Here is a 19,377-nt window from a genome sequence, read left to right on the forward strand (position 1 = left end):
GACGCAGAACGGGCCGCCGCCCAAGTCAGGAGATACAGATGCAGAAGAACCAGGATTTCACGAAGGTCATGCAGGACATGGCCGCTTCGTTCCCCTTCGACGCGAAAGCGTTTCAGGACACCTTCAAGACGTCCGCCGTCCTCGGCGAGCGGATGACCAAGGTCGCGCTCGAAGCCGCTGACAAGTCGAACGAGATCTCGTCCAAGTGGGCCAAGGACACGCTCACCAAGGTTGGCGTTCTGGCCAAAGTCAAGGACGAGCCGACCGACTACACCAAAGCGCTGACCGACTTCGCTTCGGCCGCCGCCGAAACCGCTGCCGAGAACATGGCTGCCTTCGCCGAAGTCGCGAAGAAAGCCCAGATGGAAACGGTCGAGCTGATGCTCGCCGCCGGCAAGGACTTCTCCGAAGATGCGACCGCTGCGGTCAAGAAGGCGCAAGCCGAAGTGACCTCGGCCGCCAAGAAAGCCGCCGCGTCGGTCAAGTAAGTCGAGTTTACGGTCTCCGAAACTCCTCCCTGTCGGTGAGACCGAAACTGGGCGGGCCCACGTGGCCCGCCCTTTTTCTTTGGCGGGCGGGACGCGTGCGCGGTTCCGGAAAGATGCATCGAGCCCGCCCGATTAACTCTGTCGCGCATCCCCTGCGCTGGACAAAGCCGCGCGCTCTGGCTGGTCAGGAGGAAACGGAGGTCAGTCCATGACTTTCCTCATCCGTTGGCTCGTAGCCTTCGTGCTTTTCTCGGCAACCTACAACCCGACGGGCCGGAGCTTCGCCCACTGGGCGCGGACGCGGCTTCGGCATGATCCTCGTGGCTGCGGTCGTGGCGGCGCTCGGTTGGGTGTTCGTCGATCGGGGCCTACTGAGGCTCGACAACCCTTCGCTGAACGCCTGGCTCGGCATTCTGGCGCTGTCGGTCATCCTCCGAATCGGGCTTAGCTGGAGCCATGCGCGGAGGCGCCTCTCGGGCCAGTCGGACATTGACGGTGTCGGCGACTGAGGGGTTGCGGCCCGTGCCCCATGGGCCTAGATAGGCGCGTCAGCGACACGAAGAAAGTCCCGATGGAAAACGTTCTGCTCACCGTTCTATTGATCCTCGCCCTGCTCCTTATAGGCGTGGTTCTTCTCCAGCGCTCGGAGGGCGGGGGCCTGTTGTCGGGCGGCGGGGCGTTCAGCGCCCGGGGCACCGGCAACGCGCTGACCAAGCTCACATGGGTCCTTGGCGGCGCCTTCATGGCGGCCTCGCTCGCGCTGACGATCGTCGCGGCGCGGAATGCCGGCACGACCTCGATCCTCGATGCGCCCGCACCCGAAGCCACAGCGCCTGTGTCCGAACCGGCCGCACCTGCGGTGCCCGAAGGCGATCTTCTGCCGCCGGCCGCCGGCGATGCGCCCTTGGCGCCACCGCCTGCGGACTAGAAATATACCACAACGAATTGACCCGGCGGCGAAAGTGGCCACAACACCTTGCGGTCCTGTTGCGGGCAGGGCGCGAATCTGTTAGGTCTTGAATCCCGTGATGCAGCGTCCCCGAGGGCTGCTGCTGACCCAGACGAGTTGAGGCAATCACGGGGGCATCCTGACCATGGCGCGTTACGTTTTCATCACTGGCGGTGTGGTCTCGTCGCTTGGCAAGGGGCTCGCCTCCGCCGCACTGGGCGCGCTCTTGCAGGCCCGCGGCTTCTCTGTGCGGCTGAGGAAACTCGACCCCTATCTCAACGTCGATCCCGGCACGATGTCGCCCTTCGAACACGGCGAGGTGTTCGTCACCGACGACGGCGCGGAAACCGATCTCGACCTTGGCCATTACGAGCGCTTCACGGGCGTGCATGCGCGCCAGACCGACTCGGTCTCGTCCGGGCGCATCTATTCGACGGTTCTCGAAAAGGAACGCCGCGGCGACTACCTCGGCAAGACGATCCAGGTCATTCCCCACGTCACGAACGAGATCAAAGATTTCATCCGCATCGGCGATGACGAGGTCGATTTCATGCTCTGCGAGATCGGCGGTACGGTGGGCGACATCGAGGGGCTGCCGTTTTTCGAGGCGATCCGCCAATTCAGCCAGGAGCGGCCGCGCGGCGACTGCATCTTCATGCATCTGACGCTTCTGCCCTACCTCGCCGCATCGGGCGAGCTGAAGACCAAGCCTACTCAGCATTCGGTCAAGGAACTGCGCTCCATCGGGCTTCAGCCTGACGTGCTCGTCTGCCGCTCCGAACACGAGATCCCGGAGAAGGAACGCGCCAAGATCGCTCTTTTCTGTAACGTGCGGCCCGAGGCCGTGATCCCTGCCTATGACCTGAAGTCGATCTACGAAGCGCCGATGGCCTATCACCGCGTGGGTCTCGACCAGGCGGTGCTTGACGCCTTCGGAATCTCGCCCGCGCCGCGCCCAAATCTCTCGCGCTGGGAAGACGTGATGGACCGGCTGGACCACGCCGAGGGCGAGGTCCGCGTCGCCATCGTCGGCAAGTACACCCAGCTCGAGGATGCCTATAAGTCAATCGCCGAAGCGCTGACCCACGGTGGCATGGCCAACCGGGTGCGGGTGAAGGCGGAATGGATAGACGCGGAGATCTTCGAGGCCGAGGATCCCGCGCCCTATCTCGAACGCTTCCACGCGATCCTCGTCCCCGGCGGTTTCGGCGAAAGGGGTACTGAAGGCAAGATCAAGGCCGCCCAGTTCGCACGCGAGAAGAAGATCCCCTATCTTGGCATCTGCCTTGGCATGCAGATGGCAGTGATCGAGGCCGCACGAAATCTCGCGGGTGTCACGAAGGCCGGGTCGGAGGAATTCGACCACGAGAAGGGCGAAAAGCGGTTCGAGCCTGTTGTCTATCACCTGAAAGAGTGGATCCAAGGTAACCACACGGTCGCGCGGAAAGTCGACGACGACAAGGGCGGCACGATGCGGCTGGGCGCCTATACGGCGCATCTGAAGGACGGCTCCAAGGTCGCCGACGTCTACGGCGCCACGGTAATCGAGGAACGTCACCGCCACCGCTACGAGGTGGACGTGAAGTACCGTGAGAAGCTCGAGAAATGCGGCCTGATCTTTTCAGGCATGAGCCCCGACGGGCGGCTGCCCGAGATCGTGGAATGGACCGACCACCCGTGGTTCATCGGGGTGCAGTTCCACCCCGAGCTCAAATCAAAGCCCTTCGCCCCGCACCCGTTGTTCGCAGATTTCGTCCGGGCGGCGAAGGAGGTGGAACGGTTGGTGTGAGAACACTGCGCACGTGACAAGCCAACGGTTTGCGCATCTTGACATGTCGAAGGCGGATCCGCCCTCTTTCAGAAATCGAACGACACCCGGCGCGTCAGCACCACCTTCGCGCCGTACTGATCCTCGCTACCGAGCCCGGTGATCGGCGAACTTGCCGCGTCGTCGGTCAACCTGTTCCAGGTCAGCGCGCCCTCGACACCCCAGTTCTCGTTCAGCCGGTAGCGGAGGCCGAGTTCCAGTCCTGCAGAGACCATCCCGCCGCTCGCTGAATAGGTCGGCAGGCCGCTGGCCAGCGACTCAGCCGGGGTCACGCCGAAATAGGTTGCCGCGTAGTCGTCGCTGCCGAACTGCGCTCGGGGGCCGAAGGTGACAAGCAGCCGGTCGCTGGGCCGGAACTTCACGTCCGCGCCGATCTCGCCGACGAACGCCTCGTGCCCAATCACGCCGTAGCGTACGTCGCCGAAAACCCGGTAGATCGGCTGCTCCCAGCCGAGCCCGATTCCGAGTTCCAGAGCATCATCGACGTCATTGAGCCCGGCGAGTTCGGGATATTCGCCCGCCGTCCGGTCCGCGACGTAGCGGAACGAGCCGCGCAGGCCCAGCCCTTCCGGTTCGTGATAGGGGTCGGGTGATCCGAAGCGGCGCCCGCCGAGCCGTAGATAGTTGACCCGGAACGCGAAGCCGGGGCCAACTTCGTAATCGTCCGAGCCGAAATAGCCGGGCGCCACCTGCGCCCCGAGACCAAAGGTCAGGACCATGTCGGGCTCGGCTAAAGCGGAGTGCGGCGCGGCGCAGACGAATGCGGCGGCAATCGTGGCGGCGGCCTTGCGGAAGGGGTTCATCTGGCACTCCGTACTGACAGATCGGGCAAGTCGGCCCTCTAGCCGCCAAATGCACGGATATGGCGAGTCGCGCAATGTTATTGTTGGAACGTCCTGACGTTTGCGGTGCGCGACCCAGCCCAGGCGCTTCAGCCGGGTCACGCCAAAAGCTTTTCCACCGCCTCGTTTATCTCGGCCGCCACTGCCGAAGGTGCGGGCTCGAACCGCGTTTCGTCGCCCTCCTGATACTTTCCCGTCCGAACCAGAATGGCCGTCCCGACACCCGCCGCAAGCGCGCCCGCCACATCCACTTCCGCGTCGTCGCCGATCATGGCGACCTCGGCTAACGAAAGCCCCATGCTGTCCGCCGCCGCCGCGAAAAAGTCGAGCGACGGCTTGCCGAGGATTTGCGCCTCGGCCCCGCTCGCGAATTCCAGCGCCGCGACGAAGGCCCCCGCGTCGAGACTTAGCTCTCCGTCCGCGTCGCGGAAGACGCGGTTCGCCGCCAGCGCGAGGAACGGGGCACCGCGTGACAAAGCCCGGAAGGCCGCGTTCAATGCCTCGTAGGTGAAGAACCGCCCGGCATCGCCGAGGACCACCGCCTCGGGGCCCGTGCCGGCGCAATCCGCGAAATCCTCAGCGAGGTTGGGATGGATCAGGAGATGGGGCGCGTGGCCATGCCGCGCGAGCCAGTCGCAGGCGGCTGCGGCGGGAGTGAAAAGCTCGTCCGGTCCTGCCTCGATCCCGAACCCTTCGAGCCGTTTCAGAAGTCGCGCCTTAGGCGCGCGCGTCGAGTTGGTCAGGAACCGAACGGGCAGGTCCGCATTCCGGAGTTGGGCGAGCGCATCCGCCGCGCCGGGAAGCGCCGCGTTGCCGTCGTAGAGCACGCCTGCGAGATCGATCAGGACACCCTTCACCATGGCCTAAGTGTGCGTGCCGCCCCAAAGGCCGTCAATCAGACCCGTCATTGCGAAGGGGGGGGTCCGCGGATCGTCCACGGAGTCGTCCAATTGCCGCCGCATTCGGGTTTGATGTTTCCTGCGCGGAAACCGCAGGAGTACGACGATGAAATACGTTCAGGCCATTCTCTCGCTCGGCCTCTTCGGCTGGGCGTCTTATGCGGTTCTGATCGGCAGCTTCCCCGGCGGCGACGGCGGTTCGTCCAAGACCCGCGCGCTTAACGCCGCCGTGATCTCGGCCACAGAACAGTTCGGCACCTTGCAGACTGCGGCGGGGCTTGCCGGGTTCGGCATGTTGCTCGCGCTCTTCTTCCTGCTGCGCCGGAGCGCCTGAGGCGGTCCCGGCGACTGCGCGCGTAGCGATTTTTCGATGCCGCCGGATGCGCGCAGCGCGACGGACCTTTTGCAGACCGCGCCGAAAGGTCCTATATCGCGCTTCATGTTCGGCCGACTTCTTTCCTCGCTCATGGCCCAGGAGCCGGAGCGCCTGCCTGATCCGGATGCGCGCCTCGCGCTCGCGGCGCTGCTCGTGCGTCTCGCGCGAGCAGACGAGCATTACACCGATCCCGAGCGTACGCGGATCGACCGGGTTGTAGCAAAGCGCTACGGCCTTTCGCCCTTCGAGGCCGCGAAGATCCGCGCCGAGGCTGAGGTGCTGGAAGCAGAAGCGCCCGACACGGTCCGCTTTACCCGCGCGCTGAAGGATGCGGTGCCGCACGAGGACCGGATGAGCCTGATGGAGGCGATGTGGTCGGTGGCGCTGTCGGACGACGACCGCGACCCGCGCGAGGATGCCATGATCCGTGTCACGGCGGACCTTCTTGGCATCAACGACCGCGACCGCGCGATCGCCCGCCAGAATGTCGAGAACCGAAGGAAATGATCGCCAGCCTCGCGATGTATGACTGGCCGCAGAACGCGGCCGAGAACGATCGCCTGTGGATACGAATCCGCCAGGCTCTCGCCGATGAGGGGATCGCCGCGCCCGAAGGACTAACCCGAGATGGCAGTTTGTGGGACATCTGGGAATGCCCCGCGCTCGTCCTCGCGCAGACCTGCGGCATGCCGTACCGGACGCGGCTTCACGGTCGGGTGCAACTCGTGGCGACACCCGACTACGGGCTGCCCGACGCGCCGGCCGGACATTACTATTCCGTCCTTGTGACGCGCGCCGACGAGCCGGGCGGGTTCGCGGATTTCGTCGAACGCAGGCTGGCCTACAACGATCCGCTCAGCCAGTCCGGCTGGGCCGCGCCGCAGAACCGAGCCTTGTTGTTCGGGCGCGGCTTCACGCGGACCCTGCGCACCGGTGCCCATCGCGACAGCGCCCGCGCCGTGGCCGAGCGCCGCGCCGATATCGCCGCCATCGACGCGGTGACGTGGCGGCTTATCGCGCGCCACCTGCCGGACCTCGCGGCGCAGCTCCGCCTCATCGACCACAGCGAGCCGACGCCCGGCCTGCCGCTCATAACCTCGCCGGGCCAGGACGCCGCGACTATCGCGCGTGCCGTCGGCGCCGCCATCGCCGCGCTCGATTCGGTTGACCGCACGGCAACCGGGATTCGCGGCCTGGTCGCCATCCCGTCGGAGGCTTATCTCGCCGTGCCTACCCCCGCGTCACCCACGGAAGAAGTGCCGGCGGACTGAGCTGTTCGCCGGTATTTTCCTGCCAATCCGGTTAAAAAGTGCATTGTAAACCGGCAAAATATCCGCCCTACTCTGGCCCCGGGGAGAAAACCACGTGTCGGAACTGGAAACACCGGTCATCGAAATCCGTGACCTGCACAAGGCCTATGGCCAGCTCGAGGTGATCAAGGGCGTGTCGCTCGCGGCGCATCGCGGTGAGGTGATCTCGCTCATCGGTTCGTCGGGCTCGGGCAAGTCGACGATCCTGCGTTGCTGCAATCTTCTTGAGGAAAGCCAGCAGGGCGACGTGATTTTCGAGGGCGAGAAGGTCAGGTGGCGGGGCCAGGGGCTCAACCGTCATCCCGCCGACCGGGCGCAGGTGATCCGCATCCGCACGAACCTGTCGATGGTCTTCCAGCAGTTCAACCTCTGGTCCCACATGACAATCCTGCACAACGTCATGGAGGCGCCGCTGACGGTCCTGCGCCGCGACCGGGCCGAAGTCGAGGCGGCGGCACGCAAGTATCTCGACAAGGTCGGCATCGGCGACAAGTGCGACGTCTATCCCGCGCAGCTTTCCGGCGGCCAGCAGCAGCGCGCCGCGATCGCACGGGCGCTCTGCATGGAACCTCGGGCGCTTCTCTTCGACGAGCCGACCTCGGCGCTCGACCCCGAGCTCGAGCAGGAGGTTGTGAAGGTCATCAAGGCGCTTGCCGACGAGGGGCGCACGATGCTCCTCGTGACCCACGACATGCGGCTTGCGGCCGACGTGTCGGACCACGTCATTTTCCTGCATCTGGGCAGGATCGAGGAGGAGGGTCCCCCCGATCGCCTGTTCGGACAACCGAAAACCGAACGCCTGCAACAGTTTCTGAGCGCGACTGTCGCGGCATGAAATCCCAAGCAGCTCAAGACAACCGGGAGTAACGAGATGAAACACTTGATCCTTTCCGCCGCCGCGCTGGCGCTGAGCGCCAGCCTCGCCACCGCGCAGACCGTCCGCATGGGGACCGAGGGCGCCTATCCTCCGTACAACTTCATCAACGATGCGGGCGAAGTGGACGGCTTCGAGCGGGAACTGGGCGACGAGCTTTGCGCACGAGCCGAACTGACCTGCGAGTGGGTGACGAACGAGTGGGATTCGATCATCCCGAACCTCGTCTCGGGCAACTACGACACGATCATCGCCGGCATGTCGATCACCGATGAGCGTGACAAGGTCATCGACTTCACCCAGAACTACATCCCGCCGGCGGCCTCGGCCTATGCGGCGCTCTCTGCCGATGCCGACGTGAGCTCGGGCGTGATCGCGGCGCAGACCGCGACGATCCAGGCCGCCCATGTCGCCGAATCCGGCGCGACGCTTCTGGAATACCCGACGCCGGACGAGACGATCGCCGCTGTCCGCAACGGCGAGGCCGATGCGGTGTTTGCCGACAAGGACTTCCTCGCGCCCATCGTCGCGGAATCGAACGGTCAGCTCGTCTGGGCCGGCGAGGACGTGCAGCTCGGCGGCGGCGTGGGCCTGGGCATCCGCGAAAGCGATACCGAGCTTCGCGACAAGTTCGACGCCGCGATTCAGTCGATGAAGGATGACGGCACGCTGAATGCCATGATCAAGAAGTGGTTCGGCGACGAAGCACTCGTCTACTGATGACGATTAGGGCGGGGCCGGCCGGCCCCGTCCTTCTTCATTCCGATGTTTTCATTCTGCACCGACCCAAAGTCGATCGAGGGCCTGACCTGGCTCGTGTGCTACCTGACCACGGGCAAGCATTTTCTCTTCTATACCTCGTTCGGGGTCGTGCTGGTTCTGATGCTGATCACGGCGCCTGCCGCGCTTGCCTTCGGCTTCGGGGGCGCGATGGCAGCGCAGTCACACATCCCGCCGCTCCGCTGGCTTGGCAAGGCCTACACAGGGATGGTGCGGGGCGTGCCGGATGTCATCTTCTTTCTCTTCGTGCCCATCGCGCTCGACCAGGCCTTCGAGTTTTTGCGCCACAAGGTGAAGTGCCCCGGCTGGGACAAGCCGGTCTGGCAGGGCAATGACTTCGTCGTCTGCGCCGAGGCCAAGCTGCCCCTGTCGACGAGCCCGCAATGGATGCACGAGGCCTATGGCTTCTCGCTCGCCGTGCTCGCCTTCTCGATCGTCTTCGGCGCATTCGCGGCCAACGTGATCTACGGCGCCATGCAGGCCGTGCCTCGGGCGCAGATGGAGACGGCCGAAGCCTACGGCATGACCCACAGGCAGACCTTCTGGCGCGTGCTCGTGCCGCAGATGTGGATCTACGCCCTGCCGGGCCTGTCGAACCTCTGGATGATCCTCATCAAGGCGACGCCGCTTCTCTTTCTCCTCGGCGTCGAGGACATCGTCTACTGGGCGCGCGAACTCGGCGGGTCGAAGACCTCACAATACGACTATCCGCATCCCGACTGGCGTGTGTGGTACTTCCTTGGTCTGCTCGTCTTCTACCTTACGATGACACGGCTCTCGGAAGGCGTGCTCGGCCGTCTAACGGTGCGGCTCAGCCACGGCCAGGCGACGCTCGCGGGTGAGATGCAGCGGAAGGCCGCGCGATGAGTTGCTGGGAAACCTTCACAGGCTATGCCCTGCGCTCGATCGGGATCGGCGAGCGGCTCTTGCCGCGTTCCGACTTTACGCTCTGCGAGCATTTCGTGCTGATCGGGTCAGGCCTCATCTGGAACCTGTATTTCGGAATCCTTGCGCTCAGCCTCGGCTTCTTTCTCGCCAACGCGCTTGCCGTGGCCAAGGCGAGCGCCAACCCGTGGGCCAGGGCGCCTGCCGAATGGTTCATCTTCATCTTCCGCGGCTCGCCGCTCTTCATCCAGTTTTTCCTGGCCTACGAAACCTTCGTGTTGCTGCCGCGCGCCGGGATCGATATTCCGCTCGGCTTCATGACGATCACGGTCGCAACGTCGTGGTTGTCGAAGGCCTGGGCAGGGGCGCTTCTCGTGCTCTTCCTCAACACCGCCGCCTATTCGGGCGAGATCTTCTACGGCGCGCTGCGCTCCGTTCCGAAGGGCGACATAGAGGCGGCGGACGCCTACGGCATGGCGGGCTGGGCGCGCTTCCGCCGCGTGATCTGGCCGACCATGATGCGGCTTGCCTGGCCAGCCTATACGAACGAGGCGATCTTCCTCTTCCATGCCACGACGCTGGTCTATTTCTCAGGCTTCCCAGCGTTCCAGCAAAAGGGAGATTCGCTTTACTACGCGACCTATTTCTCGGCCAAGACGTTCAATCCGTTCATCGCATACCCGGTGATCGCGGCCTATTTCATCCTGCTCACGCTCGTCATCATCTGGGCCTTCGGTCAGATCAACAAGAAGCTCAACCGTCACCTTCCGCAGGCGAGCCGGAGCAGAATTCGCTTGCGTCCGCAGATCATCCGGTAGTAATCCTCATTTGATCAAATTTTGAGCGCTGCGTTGCTTCCATAATTCTTCCCATAGCTTGAGAGCGGCGGAGCTACGGTATTATTTGATCATAAACAGGCAAGGCCCAAGGGCATGGGCAGATGCAGCCGACCGGACTCTTCGGGACCGGGCCCATGGCGGCGTCGGAGCACGGCCCCGGCATTCAGGTGCGACGATGAAGAACTGGCTCAGAAAACACCCCGAGGTGCGCACGATCCGCGTGGCCGCCGCCGATCTCAACGGTCAGCCGCGCGGCAAGCGCGTGCCGGTGCGCTTCGCCGACACGGTCGTCGAGAACGGCACGCGCTTTCCCATGTCGGTCCTCAACCTCGACATCTGGGGCGAGGATATCGAAGACAGCCCCTTGGTCTTCGAAACCGGCGACCAGGACGGCATCCTAAAGCCCACCGAGCGCGGATTCATGCCCATGCCCTGGCTCGACTCCGCGACGGCGCTGCTACCGATCTGGATGTTCCGCGAGAACGGCAAGCCTTACGAGGGTGACCCGCGCCATGCGCTCGCGCGCGTCGTCGAACGTTACAAGGCGCTGGGCTTGACGCCGGTCTGCGCGATGGAGCTTGAGTTCTTCCTAATCGACGACAGCGGCAAGACGCTGCAGGTCCCGACCAGCCCGCGATCCGGCAAACGCCGCAAGGCAGCCGAGATCATGTCGATCCGCGCACTCGACGCCTTCGATACATTTTTCACCGATCTTTACGATGCCTGCGAGGCGATGGACATTCCGGCCGACACTGCGATCTCGGAGGCGGGCCTCGGCCAGTTCGAGATCAACCTGATGCACACGGATGATGCGCTGCGCGCCGCCGACGATGCCTGGCTTTTCAAATTGCTTCTGAAGGGCCTTGCGCGCCGCCACGGTTTTGCCGCCAGCTTCATGGCCAAGCCATATCCGGAATATTCCGGCAACGGTCTGCACACCCATTTCTCGGTCCTCGACGCCGAGGGCAACAACATCTTCTCGGACGGCGGAACGGACGGCTCGGAGCGCCTGAAACACGCGGTCGCCGGCTGCATCGCGGCGATGCCCGATTCCACGCTGCTCTTCGCGCCTCACGCCAACAGTTACGACCGGCTGGTTCCCGAGGCCCACGCACCGAACGGCATCTGCTGGGCCTACGAGAACCGCACCTCGGCGATCCGTATCCCCTCGGGCAACCCGAGCGCGCGGAGGATCGAGCATCGCGTCGCCGGCGGCGACGTAAATCCCTACCTCATGCTCGCGGGCATTCTCGGCGCCGCCCTAACCGGGATCGAGGAGGAAATGACGCCGCCGCCACCTATCACCGGCAACGCCTATGCGCTCGATCTTCCGCTTCTGCCCGACAACTGGGGCGAGGCGATCGACACGTTCGAGAAGAGCGAGGCAATGCACCGGATCTTCCCCGATGGGCTTATCCGCAATCTGGTGATGACCAAGCGGCAGGAGATGCACTACATGGAAGAACTGACGCCCGAGGAGAAGACCGAGATCTATCTCGACACCGTCTGACGACGCCCGCTTGCCGACCCGCCGGGGGCGGCGCTACGTTCTTCGAAACCGGATACAGGCACGTTCATGAAGATCGGCATCCTCCAGACCGGGAAATCGCCCGACATCCTCCGGGAGGAGTTGGGCGACTATCCCGATATGTTCGCTCGGCTTCTTGCCGGCCGCGGGCTCGAGTTCCGCGCTTACCATGTCGAGGGGATGGTGTTCCCTGAGAATGTCCACGACTGCGATGGCTGGCTCATCACCGGTTCGCGTCATGGAACCTACGAGGACCACCCCTTCATCGCGCCGCTCGAGGAGTTCGTGCGGGCGGCCATTGCTGCCAAGGTGCCGCTTGTGGGAATCTGCTTCGGCCATCAGATCATCGCCCAGGCGCTCGGCGGCAAGGTCGAGCGGTTCGGGGGCGGCTGGGCGATCGGACCGACGAGTTACGATTTCGGCGGCGAGATCCTGACAGTGAACGCCTGGCACCGCGACCAAGTGACCACGCGGCCAGAGGGGGCCGAGGTCGTCGCCAGCAACCACTTCTGCGAGAATGCCGCGCTTCTCTACGGCGACCGCGCGTTCACGGTGCAGGCCCATCCCGAATTCGAGGATGCCTTCGTCGAAGGGCTGATGCGCACACGCGGTAAGGGCGTGGTCCCCGACGACGTCATGGCCGAGGCCGCCAAGAAACTCGGCCCCCCCAATTCGTCGGCGGCAATCGCCGACCGGATTGCGGATTTCTTCAAAGAGCATCGAAACTGACAACAGTGTGATTCATGTCCGACTGGACCCAGGAACTGCCCGAAGCCGCCCAGGACTACATCGCCGGACGCCGGCTTGACGAGGTCGAGTGCCTCGTCTCCGACCTCGCTGGGGTCGCGAAGGGCAAGGCGATGCCGGCGTCGAAATTCGGCAAGCAGAAATATTTCCACCTGCCGAACTCGATCTTCGCCCAGACCATCACCGGTGAATACGCCGACATGCCGGACGAAAGCGAATTCACCGAGCCCGACATGGTGCTCGTCCCCGATTTCAAGACCGCGACGGCGGTACCCTGGTCGGTCGACATCACGCTGCAGGTGATCCACGACGTGAATGACCAGGTGGGCAATCCGGTGCCGCTGGCGCCGCGCAATGTCTTGAAGCGAATGGTCCAGCTTTACGCCGATCAAGGCTGGAAACCGATCATCGCGCCCGAGATGGAATTCTACATCGTCGCCCGCAACATCGACCCCAACCAGCCGGTGATCCCGCCCATCGGCCGCTCGGGCCGGCGGGTGATGGCAAATCAGGCCTATTCGATGTCGGCCGTCGACGAATACGGCCGCGTCGTCGATGACATCTACGACTTCGCCGAGGCGCAGGGCTTCGAAATCGACGGCATCGTGCAGGAAGGCGGCGCCGGGCAGGTGGAACTGAACTTGTCTCACGGCGCGCCGGTGGATCTTGCCGACGAGGTCTTCTACTTCAAGCGCCTTATCCGCGAGGCGGCGCTTCGCCACGACTGCTTCGCGACATTCATGGCCAAGCCGATCGAGGGCGAACCCGGTTCGGCCATGCACATTCACCAGTCGGTCGTGGACATCACGAACGACACCAACCTTTTCTCGAACGCGAAGGGCGAGGAGACCGAGGAGTTCATGCATTTCATCGCGGGCATGCAGAGTTACCTGCCAGCGGTGGTGGCGCTGATGGCGCCCTACGTGAATTCCTACCGCCGTTACGTGCCGGATTTCGCCGCGCCCATCAACCTCGAATGGGGGCGGGACAACCGCACGACCGGGCTGCGGGTTCCGATCTCCGAGCCCGAGGCGCGGCGGCTTGAAAACCGGCTGCCAGGGATGGACTGCAACCCCTATCTCGGGATCGTCGCGACGCTCGTCTGCGGTTATCTCGGGCTGATGGAAAAGAAGCAACCGCGCCCCCAGGCGAAGGGGAACGCCTATATAAACGCCGACGAGCTGCCGACGAACCTAGGCGACGCGCTCGATCTGTTTTCCGAATGCGTGCCCGTGCGCGAGGCGCTCGGGGCAGAGTTCTGCGATATCTACGAGGCCGTCAAGCGGAACGAATACAAGGAGTTCCTGCAGGTCATCAGCCCTTGGGAACGTGAGCACCTGCTGCTGAATGTGTGACGCTTTTATCGGCAGTTTTCCGCGGCGTCCCCGGGCAGCCTGTAGTCTTTTCCGTGGGCATGGGGTAAGGAAATTCGCAACCTGACATTTCAAAAAGGTGAACCATGGCCTCCGCGACCCTTGCGCTTCAGTCTGGCCAGGCCCCCGACACCTACCAGGCCGAACCGATCCCCGAATCCGCTCGGGCCGAAATCGACCGGCTGCTGAATTCGGGCGATCTGTTCCGCTACACGGCGCCCGCAAACGCGCCGGTGGCGCTTCTGGAGAGGGAATTCGCCGAACATATCGGCGCGCGCTACGCGCTTGCGGTGTCGTCCTGTTCCGCTGCGCTCTTCCTTGCGCTGAAGGCGCTCGGTCTGCCGCGCGACGCGCGCGTCTTGATCCCGGCCTTCACCTTCGCCGCCGTCCCCTCGGCCGTCGTCCACGCGGACTGCGTGCCGGTTCTGGTCGAGGTCGGGCGCAACTTCCGCATCGATCTCGATGATTTCCGCGCCAAACTCGACGGCGCCGATGCGGTGCTTATCAGCCATATGCGCGGCCACACCTCCGACATGGACGCGATCATGAAAGAGGCGGATGCGCGCGGCCTGCCGGTGATTGAGGATGCCGCGCATTCGCTTGGCACGCTCTGGAACGGCCGCAAGATCGGCACGATCGGCAGGATCGGCTGCTTCTCGTTTCAGTCCTACAAGCTCGTCAATGCGGGCGAGGGCGGCATGTTCATCACTGACGATCCAGACTTGGCCGCCCGCGCGATCATCATGTCGGGCGCCTACGAGCACAACTGGAAAAAGCATCACGGACTGCAGAACAGCTTCCACTACTGGCAGAACAAGTTGCCGCTCTACAACATGCGGATGCAGAACCTTTCGGCCACGGTGATCCGACCACAGATCCCGCTCATCGACGATCGCGTGACCGCGGGCCGGTCCAACCACGACTATGTCGCCGAGCGTCTCTGCACGAGCGTTTGGATCGACGTGCCGCCGCCCCTGCCACAAGAGACGCGCGCGCCGGATTCCCTGCAGTTCAACCTTCTAGGCTTTGATGAGGATGACGCGGCGCGGGCCTTTCAGAAGGCGGCCGCGCGGCGCGGAGTCTCGGTGCAGGTCTTCGGATTGTCCAAGGACAACGCCCGCGCGTTCTGGAACTGGCAGTTCCTTGGCCCCGTGCCCGACCTGCCAAAGACGCGCGAGATGCTGATGCGGGCCTGCGACCTGCGCCTGCCCGCGCGTCTGACGCGCGAGGAACTGGACGTGATCGCCGACGCGATCCTGGCCGCAGCTGCGGAGGTGAAAGGCGCCTGAGGCGCCAGACAACCCACTAGAGCTTGGAAAGCTTCTTCTGCAACTCGCTGAGTTGCTTCTTGATCGATTCCAGGTCGCCTTCGTCCGACCCCTTGGACTTCGCCTTGCCCTTCTCATTCGGTGCTTCGTCCTCGTCCGCCTCCAGCTCGGGGCCGGAGGATCCGGGGAAGCCCGCCATGATGGACTTCAGAAAGGCCTGCTGCTGGCGCTGAAGCGCCTCGAAGCCGGGCATCGAGGCCATCGGATTGGGAAAGGTCGACAGATTTTCGAGCATCTTCGACTGTCCTTCGCGCAGCATCTCGAAGCTTGCCGCCAGGAACTGCGGCACGACGCTTTGCGCGTTAGTGGTGTAGCTGCGCACGAGATCGGTCAGGACGTCGATTGGCAGAACGCTCTCACCGCGGCTTTCATGTTCCGCGATGATCTGAAGAAGGTATTGTCGCGTCAGGTCGTCGCCCGACTTCAGGTCAACGATCTGCACCTCGCGCCCGTCGCGGATGAAGGCGGCGATATCTTCGAGCGTCACATAGTCGCTCGTTTCGGTGTTGTAGAGCCGCCTGCTGGCGTAGCGCTTGATCAGCAGCGGCTTGGCACCCTCGGCCATGGGCCAGTCTCCCCAGTCATTCTTTTTGGCGTTGCGGCGAGATTAAGCTGCGCAGCAGAAAAGACAACAAAAAGAACGGTGAGGCGAAGGAAGGCCCGGTTTTCAGCGCTGGAAGAGTATTTTCTGCGCCTTTCGGTCGGCTTGAAGGTCGGAGCGCCTGTCGGATGCCAGCGCACGACCCCGCTGCACCCCCGGGCGAGCGCCAACCTCGTCGAGCCAGCGGGCCAAATGGGGTTTGTCGTCGAGCGTCTGTCCCTGTCCCTCCCAGAGCGAGCACCAGCCCCAGAGCGCCATATCGGCGATCGAGAAGAAATCGCCCGCGGCATAGCGGTTGTCGGCCAGACGTCGGTCGAGCACCTCGTAAAGCCTCGCGACCTCGCGCTTGTAACGGGACTGGGCATAGGGCAGGACCTGCGCCGGCTCAAGCGACGGCGCGTATTTCAGGAAGTGATGCGCCTGGCCAGCCATCGGCCCGACGCCGCCAATCTGCCACGTGAGCCATTCCTCGACCGCGATCCGGTCGCGCTCGCTCGCGCCGTAGAACTTGCCCGTCTTGCGGGCGAGATACATGAGGATCGCGCCGGATTCGAAGACGGAGACCGGCTTTCCGTCCGGTCCGTCGGGGTCGACGATCGCGGGCATCCGATTGTTCGGCGAGATCTTCAGGAACTCTGGCTTGTACTGATCGCCAGCGCCGATATTCACCAGATGGGTCTCGTAGGGAAGACCCATCTCCTCGAGCGCGATGGAGATTTTCCAGCCGTTCGGCGTGGGCCAGTAATATAGCGCGATCGGGGCGGTCATGCGGTCGTCCTCTGTCGGAATCGTCAGGGCCAATCTGGCCGGTCAGTCACGTGTCTGCAAGGCGCGGGGCCGCTCAGCCCAGATCGTCGAGCAGCTCCCGCGCGGTCAGGTGATGGCGCGCGGACCAGAAACAGGCCTCAAGCGTTGCATGCGCGCAGACGACGGGCTTGCCATCCACCCGTACCCGCCAAGTCCCGTCGGAAAGCGCCTCGATCGGATAGGTCACGTTGTTCACCGTGACGCTGCCCACAGGTTCAGGCTTGGAGCCCGTGACGCAGGCGGAGAGGGCAAGGGCGAAGGACAGGGGGGCGAGGCGGAACATGGCACCGGCTGTGTTGGGGCGAGTCGTCAGTTGACCGCAAATCTCGCGTCGCCGCAAGAGCCGCCCCGGTCTGGCCCCCATGCCGCAACGCAGTTGACCCGGAAGACGCTTCGCGCTATCGAAAAGGCCGTGGCGATTTGTACCGGATTGCGGGCCACGTAAAACATGCCGCTAAAGAGGTAGGTGGCCCAAAATGCCCCCACCCAAACCGGTGGGGGCTTTTTTGTTGCCGGAGGAACGGTGATGAACGAATGGAAGACGCGCACCAAACTTGTCCATGCGGGCGCCCGGCGCAGCCAGTACGGCGAGATGTCCGAGGCGATATTCGTGACGCAGGGCTTCGTCTATGACAGCGCAGAACAGGCCGAGGCCAGGTTCATTGAGAGCGGCCCGGATGAGTTCATCTATGCCCGCTATGGCAATCCGACCGTACGGATGTTCGAGGAACGCATGGCGGCGATCGAGGGGACGGAGGACGCCTTCGCCACTGCCTCGGGCATGGCGGCCGTCAACGGCGCGCTGACGTCGATGCTGAAGGCGGGCGACCATGTCGTCGCGGCGCGGGCGCTCTTTGGGTCATGCCTTTACGTCCTCGAAATCCTCGGCCGGTTCGGCGTCGAGGTCACGCTGGTCAACGGCACGGATCTGGATCAGTGGCGCGACGCGGTCAGGGACGGCACGAAGGCTGTCTTTCTCGAGTCGGTGTCGAACCCGACGCTCGAGGTCATCGACGTACGCTCGGTTGCGGAGATCGCGCACGCGAAGGGCGCGACCGTCATCGTCGACAACGTCTTCGCCACGCCCACCTTCTCGAAGGCGGTCGAACTTGGCGCCGATGTCGTCGTCTATTCGGCGACCAAGCATATCGATGGATCGGGGCGTTGCCTTGGCGGCGTGGTCTGCGGCCCGCGCGACTACGTCCGCAAGGTGTTCGAGCCCTATCTCAAGCATACCGGCGGAGCGATGAGCCCGTTCAACGCCTGGGTCATGCTGAAGGGGATGGAGACGCTCGATCTCCGTGTCCGGCAGCAGGCGGCCAACGCGCATGCAATCGCCGAGGCGCTCGAAGGCCACGAAAAGCTGTCGCGCGTGCTCTTCCCCGGCCTTCCCGGCCACGCGCAGCACGCGATCGCAATGGAGCAGATGGGGGCCGGCGGGACGGTCGTGTCACTTGATGTCGCGGGCGGGCAGGCGGGTGCCTTCCGTTTCCTGAACGCGCTGGAGATCGTGAAGATCTCGAACAATCTCGGCGACGCGAAGACGATCATCACCCATCCCGCGACGACAACGCATCAGCGCCTCCCTCCCGAACAGAGGACAGAACTCGGCATCACGCCCGGCCTCGTGCGGCTTTCGGTCGGGATCGAGGACGTGGACGACCTTCTGGCCGACATTCGCGGCGCGCTGGCATCGGTCTGAGGTCGTGAATCGGTCGCGGATTACCGCGTAGGATTGGACATCTGGCGGCGCGATCCCACATAATGGATCATCCCGGGGCCGTCCGGGACTTCGAGGAGAGGGCGATGAACTTCGTTGGCGAGATCGGCCGGGAACCCGACCGTCGGGACGCCGAACAGGCGCTCGACCTTCTAAGGCGCTGGGCGGAGAAAGCTGACCCGGCGGAAATCGTGCGGCTGGACCCAGCCATCGCGCGGCTTCTGCCCGGGCGCGAAGTCGGAAACTATCCCGAGCTATCAAGAATCTACCCGGAGAACTTCACGCCGGATGCGAGCTATCGCGCCTCGATGCCCGACCTGCAGAACGGCCCCGCCAGCCTCATCGTCGGCGCGCAGGCGCCGATCCAGCATGTCGGCATCTCGAACTTTCGCCTGCCGATCCGGTTCCACACCCGTGACGGCGGCGACATCACGCTCGAGACCTCGGTCACCGGCACCGTCAGTCTCATCGGCGAGAAGAAGGGCATCAACATGAGCCGCATCATGCGGTCCTTCTACGCCCATGCCGAGCGGACGTTTTCCTTCTCGGTCCTTGAAGCCGTGCTCGAGGACTACAAGAAGGACCATGACAGCGTCGATGCGCGGCTGATGATGCGGTTTTCCTTTCCCGCGCGGGTGGATTCGCTCAGGTCGGGGCTCACCGGCTGGCAGTATTACGACATCGCGCTGGAACTGATGGAGGGGGAAGGCCGGCAGAAGCGCATTACCCATCTCGATTACGTCTATTCGTCGACCTGCCCCTGTTCGCTTGAACTTTCCGAACACGCCCGCCAGTCGCGCGGTCAGCTTGCCACGCCGCACTCGCAGCGTTCGGTCGCGCGGATCTCGGTTGTCGAGGAGGGTGGCAAGATCCTCTGGTACGAGGACCTGATCGACCTCGCCCGCGCCGCCGTACCGACGGAAACGCAGGTCATGGTCAAGCGCGAGGACGAACAGGCTTTTGCCGAGCTCAATGCCGCGAACCCGATTTTCGTCGAGGACGCCGCCCGCAGTTTCGCCGAGCGGCTTCTGGCCGAGCCGCGCGTCGGCGATTTTCGTATCGTGGCGAGCCACCAGGAAAGCCTGCATTCGCACGATGCGGTGTCGATCCTGACCGAGGGGCCGACCTTCGCCGCCGAAAGCATCGACCCCAAGCTATTCTCGACGCTTCACCGTCCCGGTTGAGATTGAACATCTGGTGCGT

21 protein-coding genes, 1 pseudogene and 1 riboswitch are annotated in these 19,377 nt (G+C 64.0%); of the genes and pseudogenes, 17 read left to right on the forward strand and 5 right to left on the reverse strand.

Annotation, left to right across the window (positions count from 1 at the left end; all coding sequences use genetic code 11):
- Positions 1–38 precede the first annotated feature (38 nt).
- From DEA8626_RS02875 to pyrG, 4 genes and pseudogenes are all read left to right on the forward strand, one after another.
- Positions 39–488, forward strand: a complete 450-nt coding sequence (locus tag DEA8626_RS02875) for a phasin family protein (RefSeq protein WP_108851553.1) — start codon at positions 39–41, stop codon at positions 486–488.
- 208 nt (positions 489–696) lie between these two features.
- A pseudogene (locus tag DEA8626_RS02880) lies at positions 697–997 on the forward strand (DUF6524 family protein).
- Positions 998–1,059: 62 nt separating this feature from the next.
- Entirely contained in the window at positions 1,060–1,416 is a 357-nt protein-coding gene (secG, locus tag DEA8626_RS02885) for a preprotein translocase subunit SecG (RefSeq protein ID WP_108851554.1), read from the forward strand.
- A gap of 166 nt (positions 1,417–1,582) precedes the next feature.
- On the forward strand, positions 1,583–3,226 hold the full coding sequence (gene pyrG / locus DEA8626_RS02890; protein ID WP_108851555.1) for a CTP synthase: 1,644 nt from the start codon (positions 1,583–1,585) through the stop codon (positions 3,224–3,226).
- A gap of 68 nt (positions 3,227–3,294) precedes the next feature.
- On the opposite strand, the gene DEA8626_RS02895 is transcribed toward pyrG, so the two are convergent.
- Positions 3,295–4,068, reverse strand: a complete 774-nt coding sequence (locus tag DEA8626_RS02895) for a MipA/OmpV family protein (protein ID WP_108851556.1) — start codon at positions 4,066–4,068, stop codon at positions 3,295–3,297.
- Between the two features lie 137 nt (positions 4,069–4,205).
- Positions 4,206–4,967, reverse strand: coding sequence for a TIGR01458 family HAD-type hydrolase (locus tag DEA8626_RS02900; RefSeq protein ID WP_108851557.1), 762 nt, complete (start codon positions 4,965–4,967; stop codon positions 4,206–4,208).
- 145 nt (positions 4,968–5,112) lie between these two features.
- On the opposite strand from DEA8626_RS02900, the gene DEA8626_RS02905 reads away from it, so the two are divergent.
- The 11 genes from DEA8626_RS02905 to DEA8626_RS02955 all read left to right on the forward strand — a co-directional run bounded on the left by DEA8626_RS02905 (position 5,113) and on the right by DEA8626_RS02955 (position 15,007).
- Positions 5,113–5,340 carry a hypothetical protein gene (locus tag DEA8626_RS02905; protein ID WP_108851558.1) on the forward strand — a complete coding sequence of 76 codons (228 nt, stop codon included), beginning with the start codon at positions 5,113–5,115 and terminating at the stop codon, positions 5,338–5,340.
- Positions 5,341–5,445: 105 nt separating this feature from the next.
- Positions 5,446–5,889, forward strand: a complete 444-nt coding sequence (locus DEA8626_RS02910; protein WP_108853292.1) for a tellurite resistance TerB family protein — start codon at positions 5,446–5,448, stop codon at positions 5,887–5,889.
- Positions 5,886–6,653 (forward strand): phosphate/phosphite/phosphonate ABC transporter substrate-binding protein, encoded by a 768-nt coding sequence (locus tag DEA8626_RS02915; protein ID WP_108851559.1) that lies wholly within the window; start codon positions 5,886–5,888, stop codon positions 6,651–6,653. The genes DEA8626_RS02910 and DEA8626_RS02915 overlap by 4 nt, the downstream gene beginning before the upstream one ends.
- Positions 6,654–6,747: 94 nt before the next feature.
- The gene (locus DEA8626_RS02920; RefSeq protein WP_108851560.1) at positions 6,748–7,527 is read left to right on the forward strand and encodes an ABC transporter ATP-binding protein; all 780 of its coding nucleotides are present in this window, start codon (positions 6,748–6,750) and stop codon (positions 7,525–7,527) included.
- Positions 7,528–7,563: 36 nt separating this feature from the next.
- On the forward strand, positions 7,564–8,286 hold the full coding sequence (locus DEA8626_RS02925; RefSeq protein WP_108851561.1) for a transporter substrate-binding domain-containing protein: 723 nt from the start codon (positions 7,564–7,566) through the stop codon (positions 8,284–8,286).
- Positions 8,287–8,331: 45 nt separating this feature from the next.
- Positions 8,332–9,213, forward strand: coding sequence for an ABC transporter permease (locus DEA8626_RS02930; RefSeq protein ID WP_108851562.1), 882 nt, complete (start codon positions 8,332–8,334; stop codon positions 9,211–9,213).
- On the forward strand, positions 9,210–10,049 hold the full coding sequence (locus DEA8626_RS02935; protein WP_108851563.1) for an ABC transporter permease: 840 nt from the start codon (positions 9,210–9,212) through the stop codon (positions 10,047–10,049). Before DEA8626_RS02930 ends, DEA8626_RS02935 begins: the two co-directional genes overlap by 4 nt.
- A 196-nt stretch (positions 10,050–10,245) precedes the next feature.
- Positions 10,246–11,580, forward strand: a complete 1,335-nt coding sequence (locus DEA8626_RS02940) for a glutamine synthetase family protein (RefSeq protein ID WP_108851564.1) — start codon at positions 10,246–10,248, stop codon at positions 11,578–11,580.
- 66 nt (positions 11,581–11,646) lie between these two features.
- Positions 11,647–12,327 (forward strand): type 1 glutamine amidotransferase, encoded by a 681-nt coding sequence (locus DEA8626_RS02945; protein WP_108851565.1) that lies wholly within the window; start codon positions 11,647–11,649, stop codon positions 12,325–12,327.
- Positions 12,328–12,341: 14 nt separating this feature from the next.
- Positions 12,342–13,700, forward strand: a complete 1,359-nt coding sequence (locus tag DEA8626_RS02950; protein ID WP_108851566.1) for a glutamine synthetase family protein — start codon at positions 12,342–12,344, stop codon at positions 13,698–13,700.
- 104 nt (positions 13,701–13,804) lie between these two features.
- Entirely contained in the window at positions 13,805–15,007 is a 1,203-nt protein-coding gene (locus DEA8626_RS02955; protein WP_108851567.1) for a DegT/DnrJ/EryC1/StrS family aminotransferase, read from the forward strand.
- Between the two features lie 16 nt (positions 15,008–15,023).
- Here the strand turns inward: DEA8626_RS02955 and phaR are convergent, their stop codons facing one another.
- The 3 genes from phaR to DEA8626_RS02970 form a co-directional block, all read right to left on the reverse strand.
- Positions 15,024–15,611 carry a polyhydroxyalkanoate synthesis repressor PhaR gene (gene phaR, locus DEA8626_RS02960; protein WP_108851568.1) on the reverse strand — a complete coding sequence of 196 codons (588 nt, stop codon included), beginning with the start codon at positions 15,609–15,611 and terminating at the stop codon, positions 15,024–15,026.
- A gap of 102 nt (positions 15,612–15,713) precedes the next feature.
- Entirely contained in the window at positions 15,714–16,415 is a 702-nt protein-coding gene (locus tag DEA8626_RS02965) for a glutathione S-transferase N-terminal domain-containing protein (protein ID WP_108851569.1), read from the reverse strand.
- A 73-nt stretch (positions 16,416–16,488) separates the two neighbouring features.
- The gene (locus DEA8626_RS02970; RefSeq protein ID WP_108851570.1) at positions 16,489–16,737 is read right to left on the reverse strand and encodes a hypothetical protein; all 249 of its coding nucleotides are present in this window, start codon (positions 16,735–16,737) and stop codon (positions 16,489–16,491) included.
- 119 nt (positions 16,738–16,856) lie between these two features.
- Positions 16,857–16,933, forward strand: a riboswitch (SAM riboswitch).
- Between the two features lie 44 nt (positions 16,934–16,977).
- On the opposite strand from DEA8626_RS02970, the gene metZ reads away from it, so the two are divergent.
- Both metZ and folE2 read left to right on the forward strand, forming a co-directional pair.
- On the forward strand, positions 16,978–18,156 hold the full coding sequence (gene metZ, locus DEA8626_RS02975; protein ID WP_438502426.1) for an O-succinylhomoserine sulfhydrylase: 1,179 nt from the start codon (positions 16,978–16,980) through the stop codon (positions 18,154–18,156).
- 104 nt (positions 18,157–18,260) lie between these two features.
- Positions 18,261–19,358, forward strand: coding sequence for a GTP cyclohydrolase FolE2 (folE2, locus tag DEA8626_RS02980; RefSeq protein ID WP_108851572.1), 1,098 nt, complete (start codon positions 18,261–18,263; stop codon positions 19,356–19,358).
- Positions 19,359–19,377: the final 19 nt, after the last annotated feature.

Origin of the sequence: Defluviimonas aquaemixtae, from assembly GCF_900302475.1 — a bacterium.
In the GTDB taxonomy this organism is placed as follows: Bacteria; Pseudomonadota; Alphaproteobacteria; order Rhodobacterales; family Rhodobacteraceae; genus Albidovulum; species Albidovulum aquaemixtae.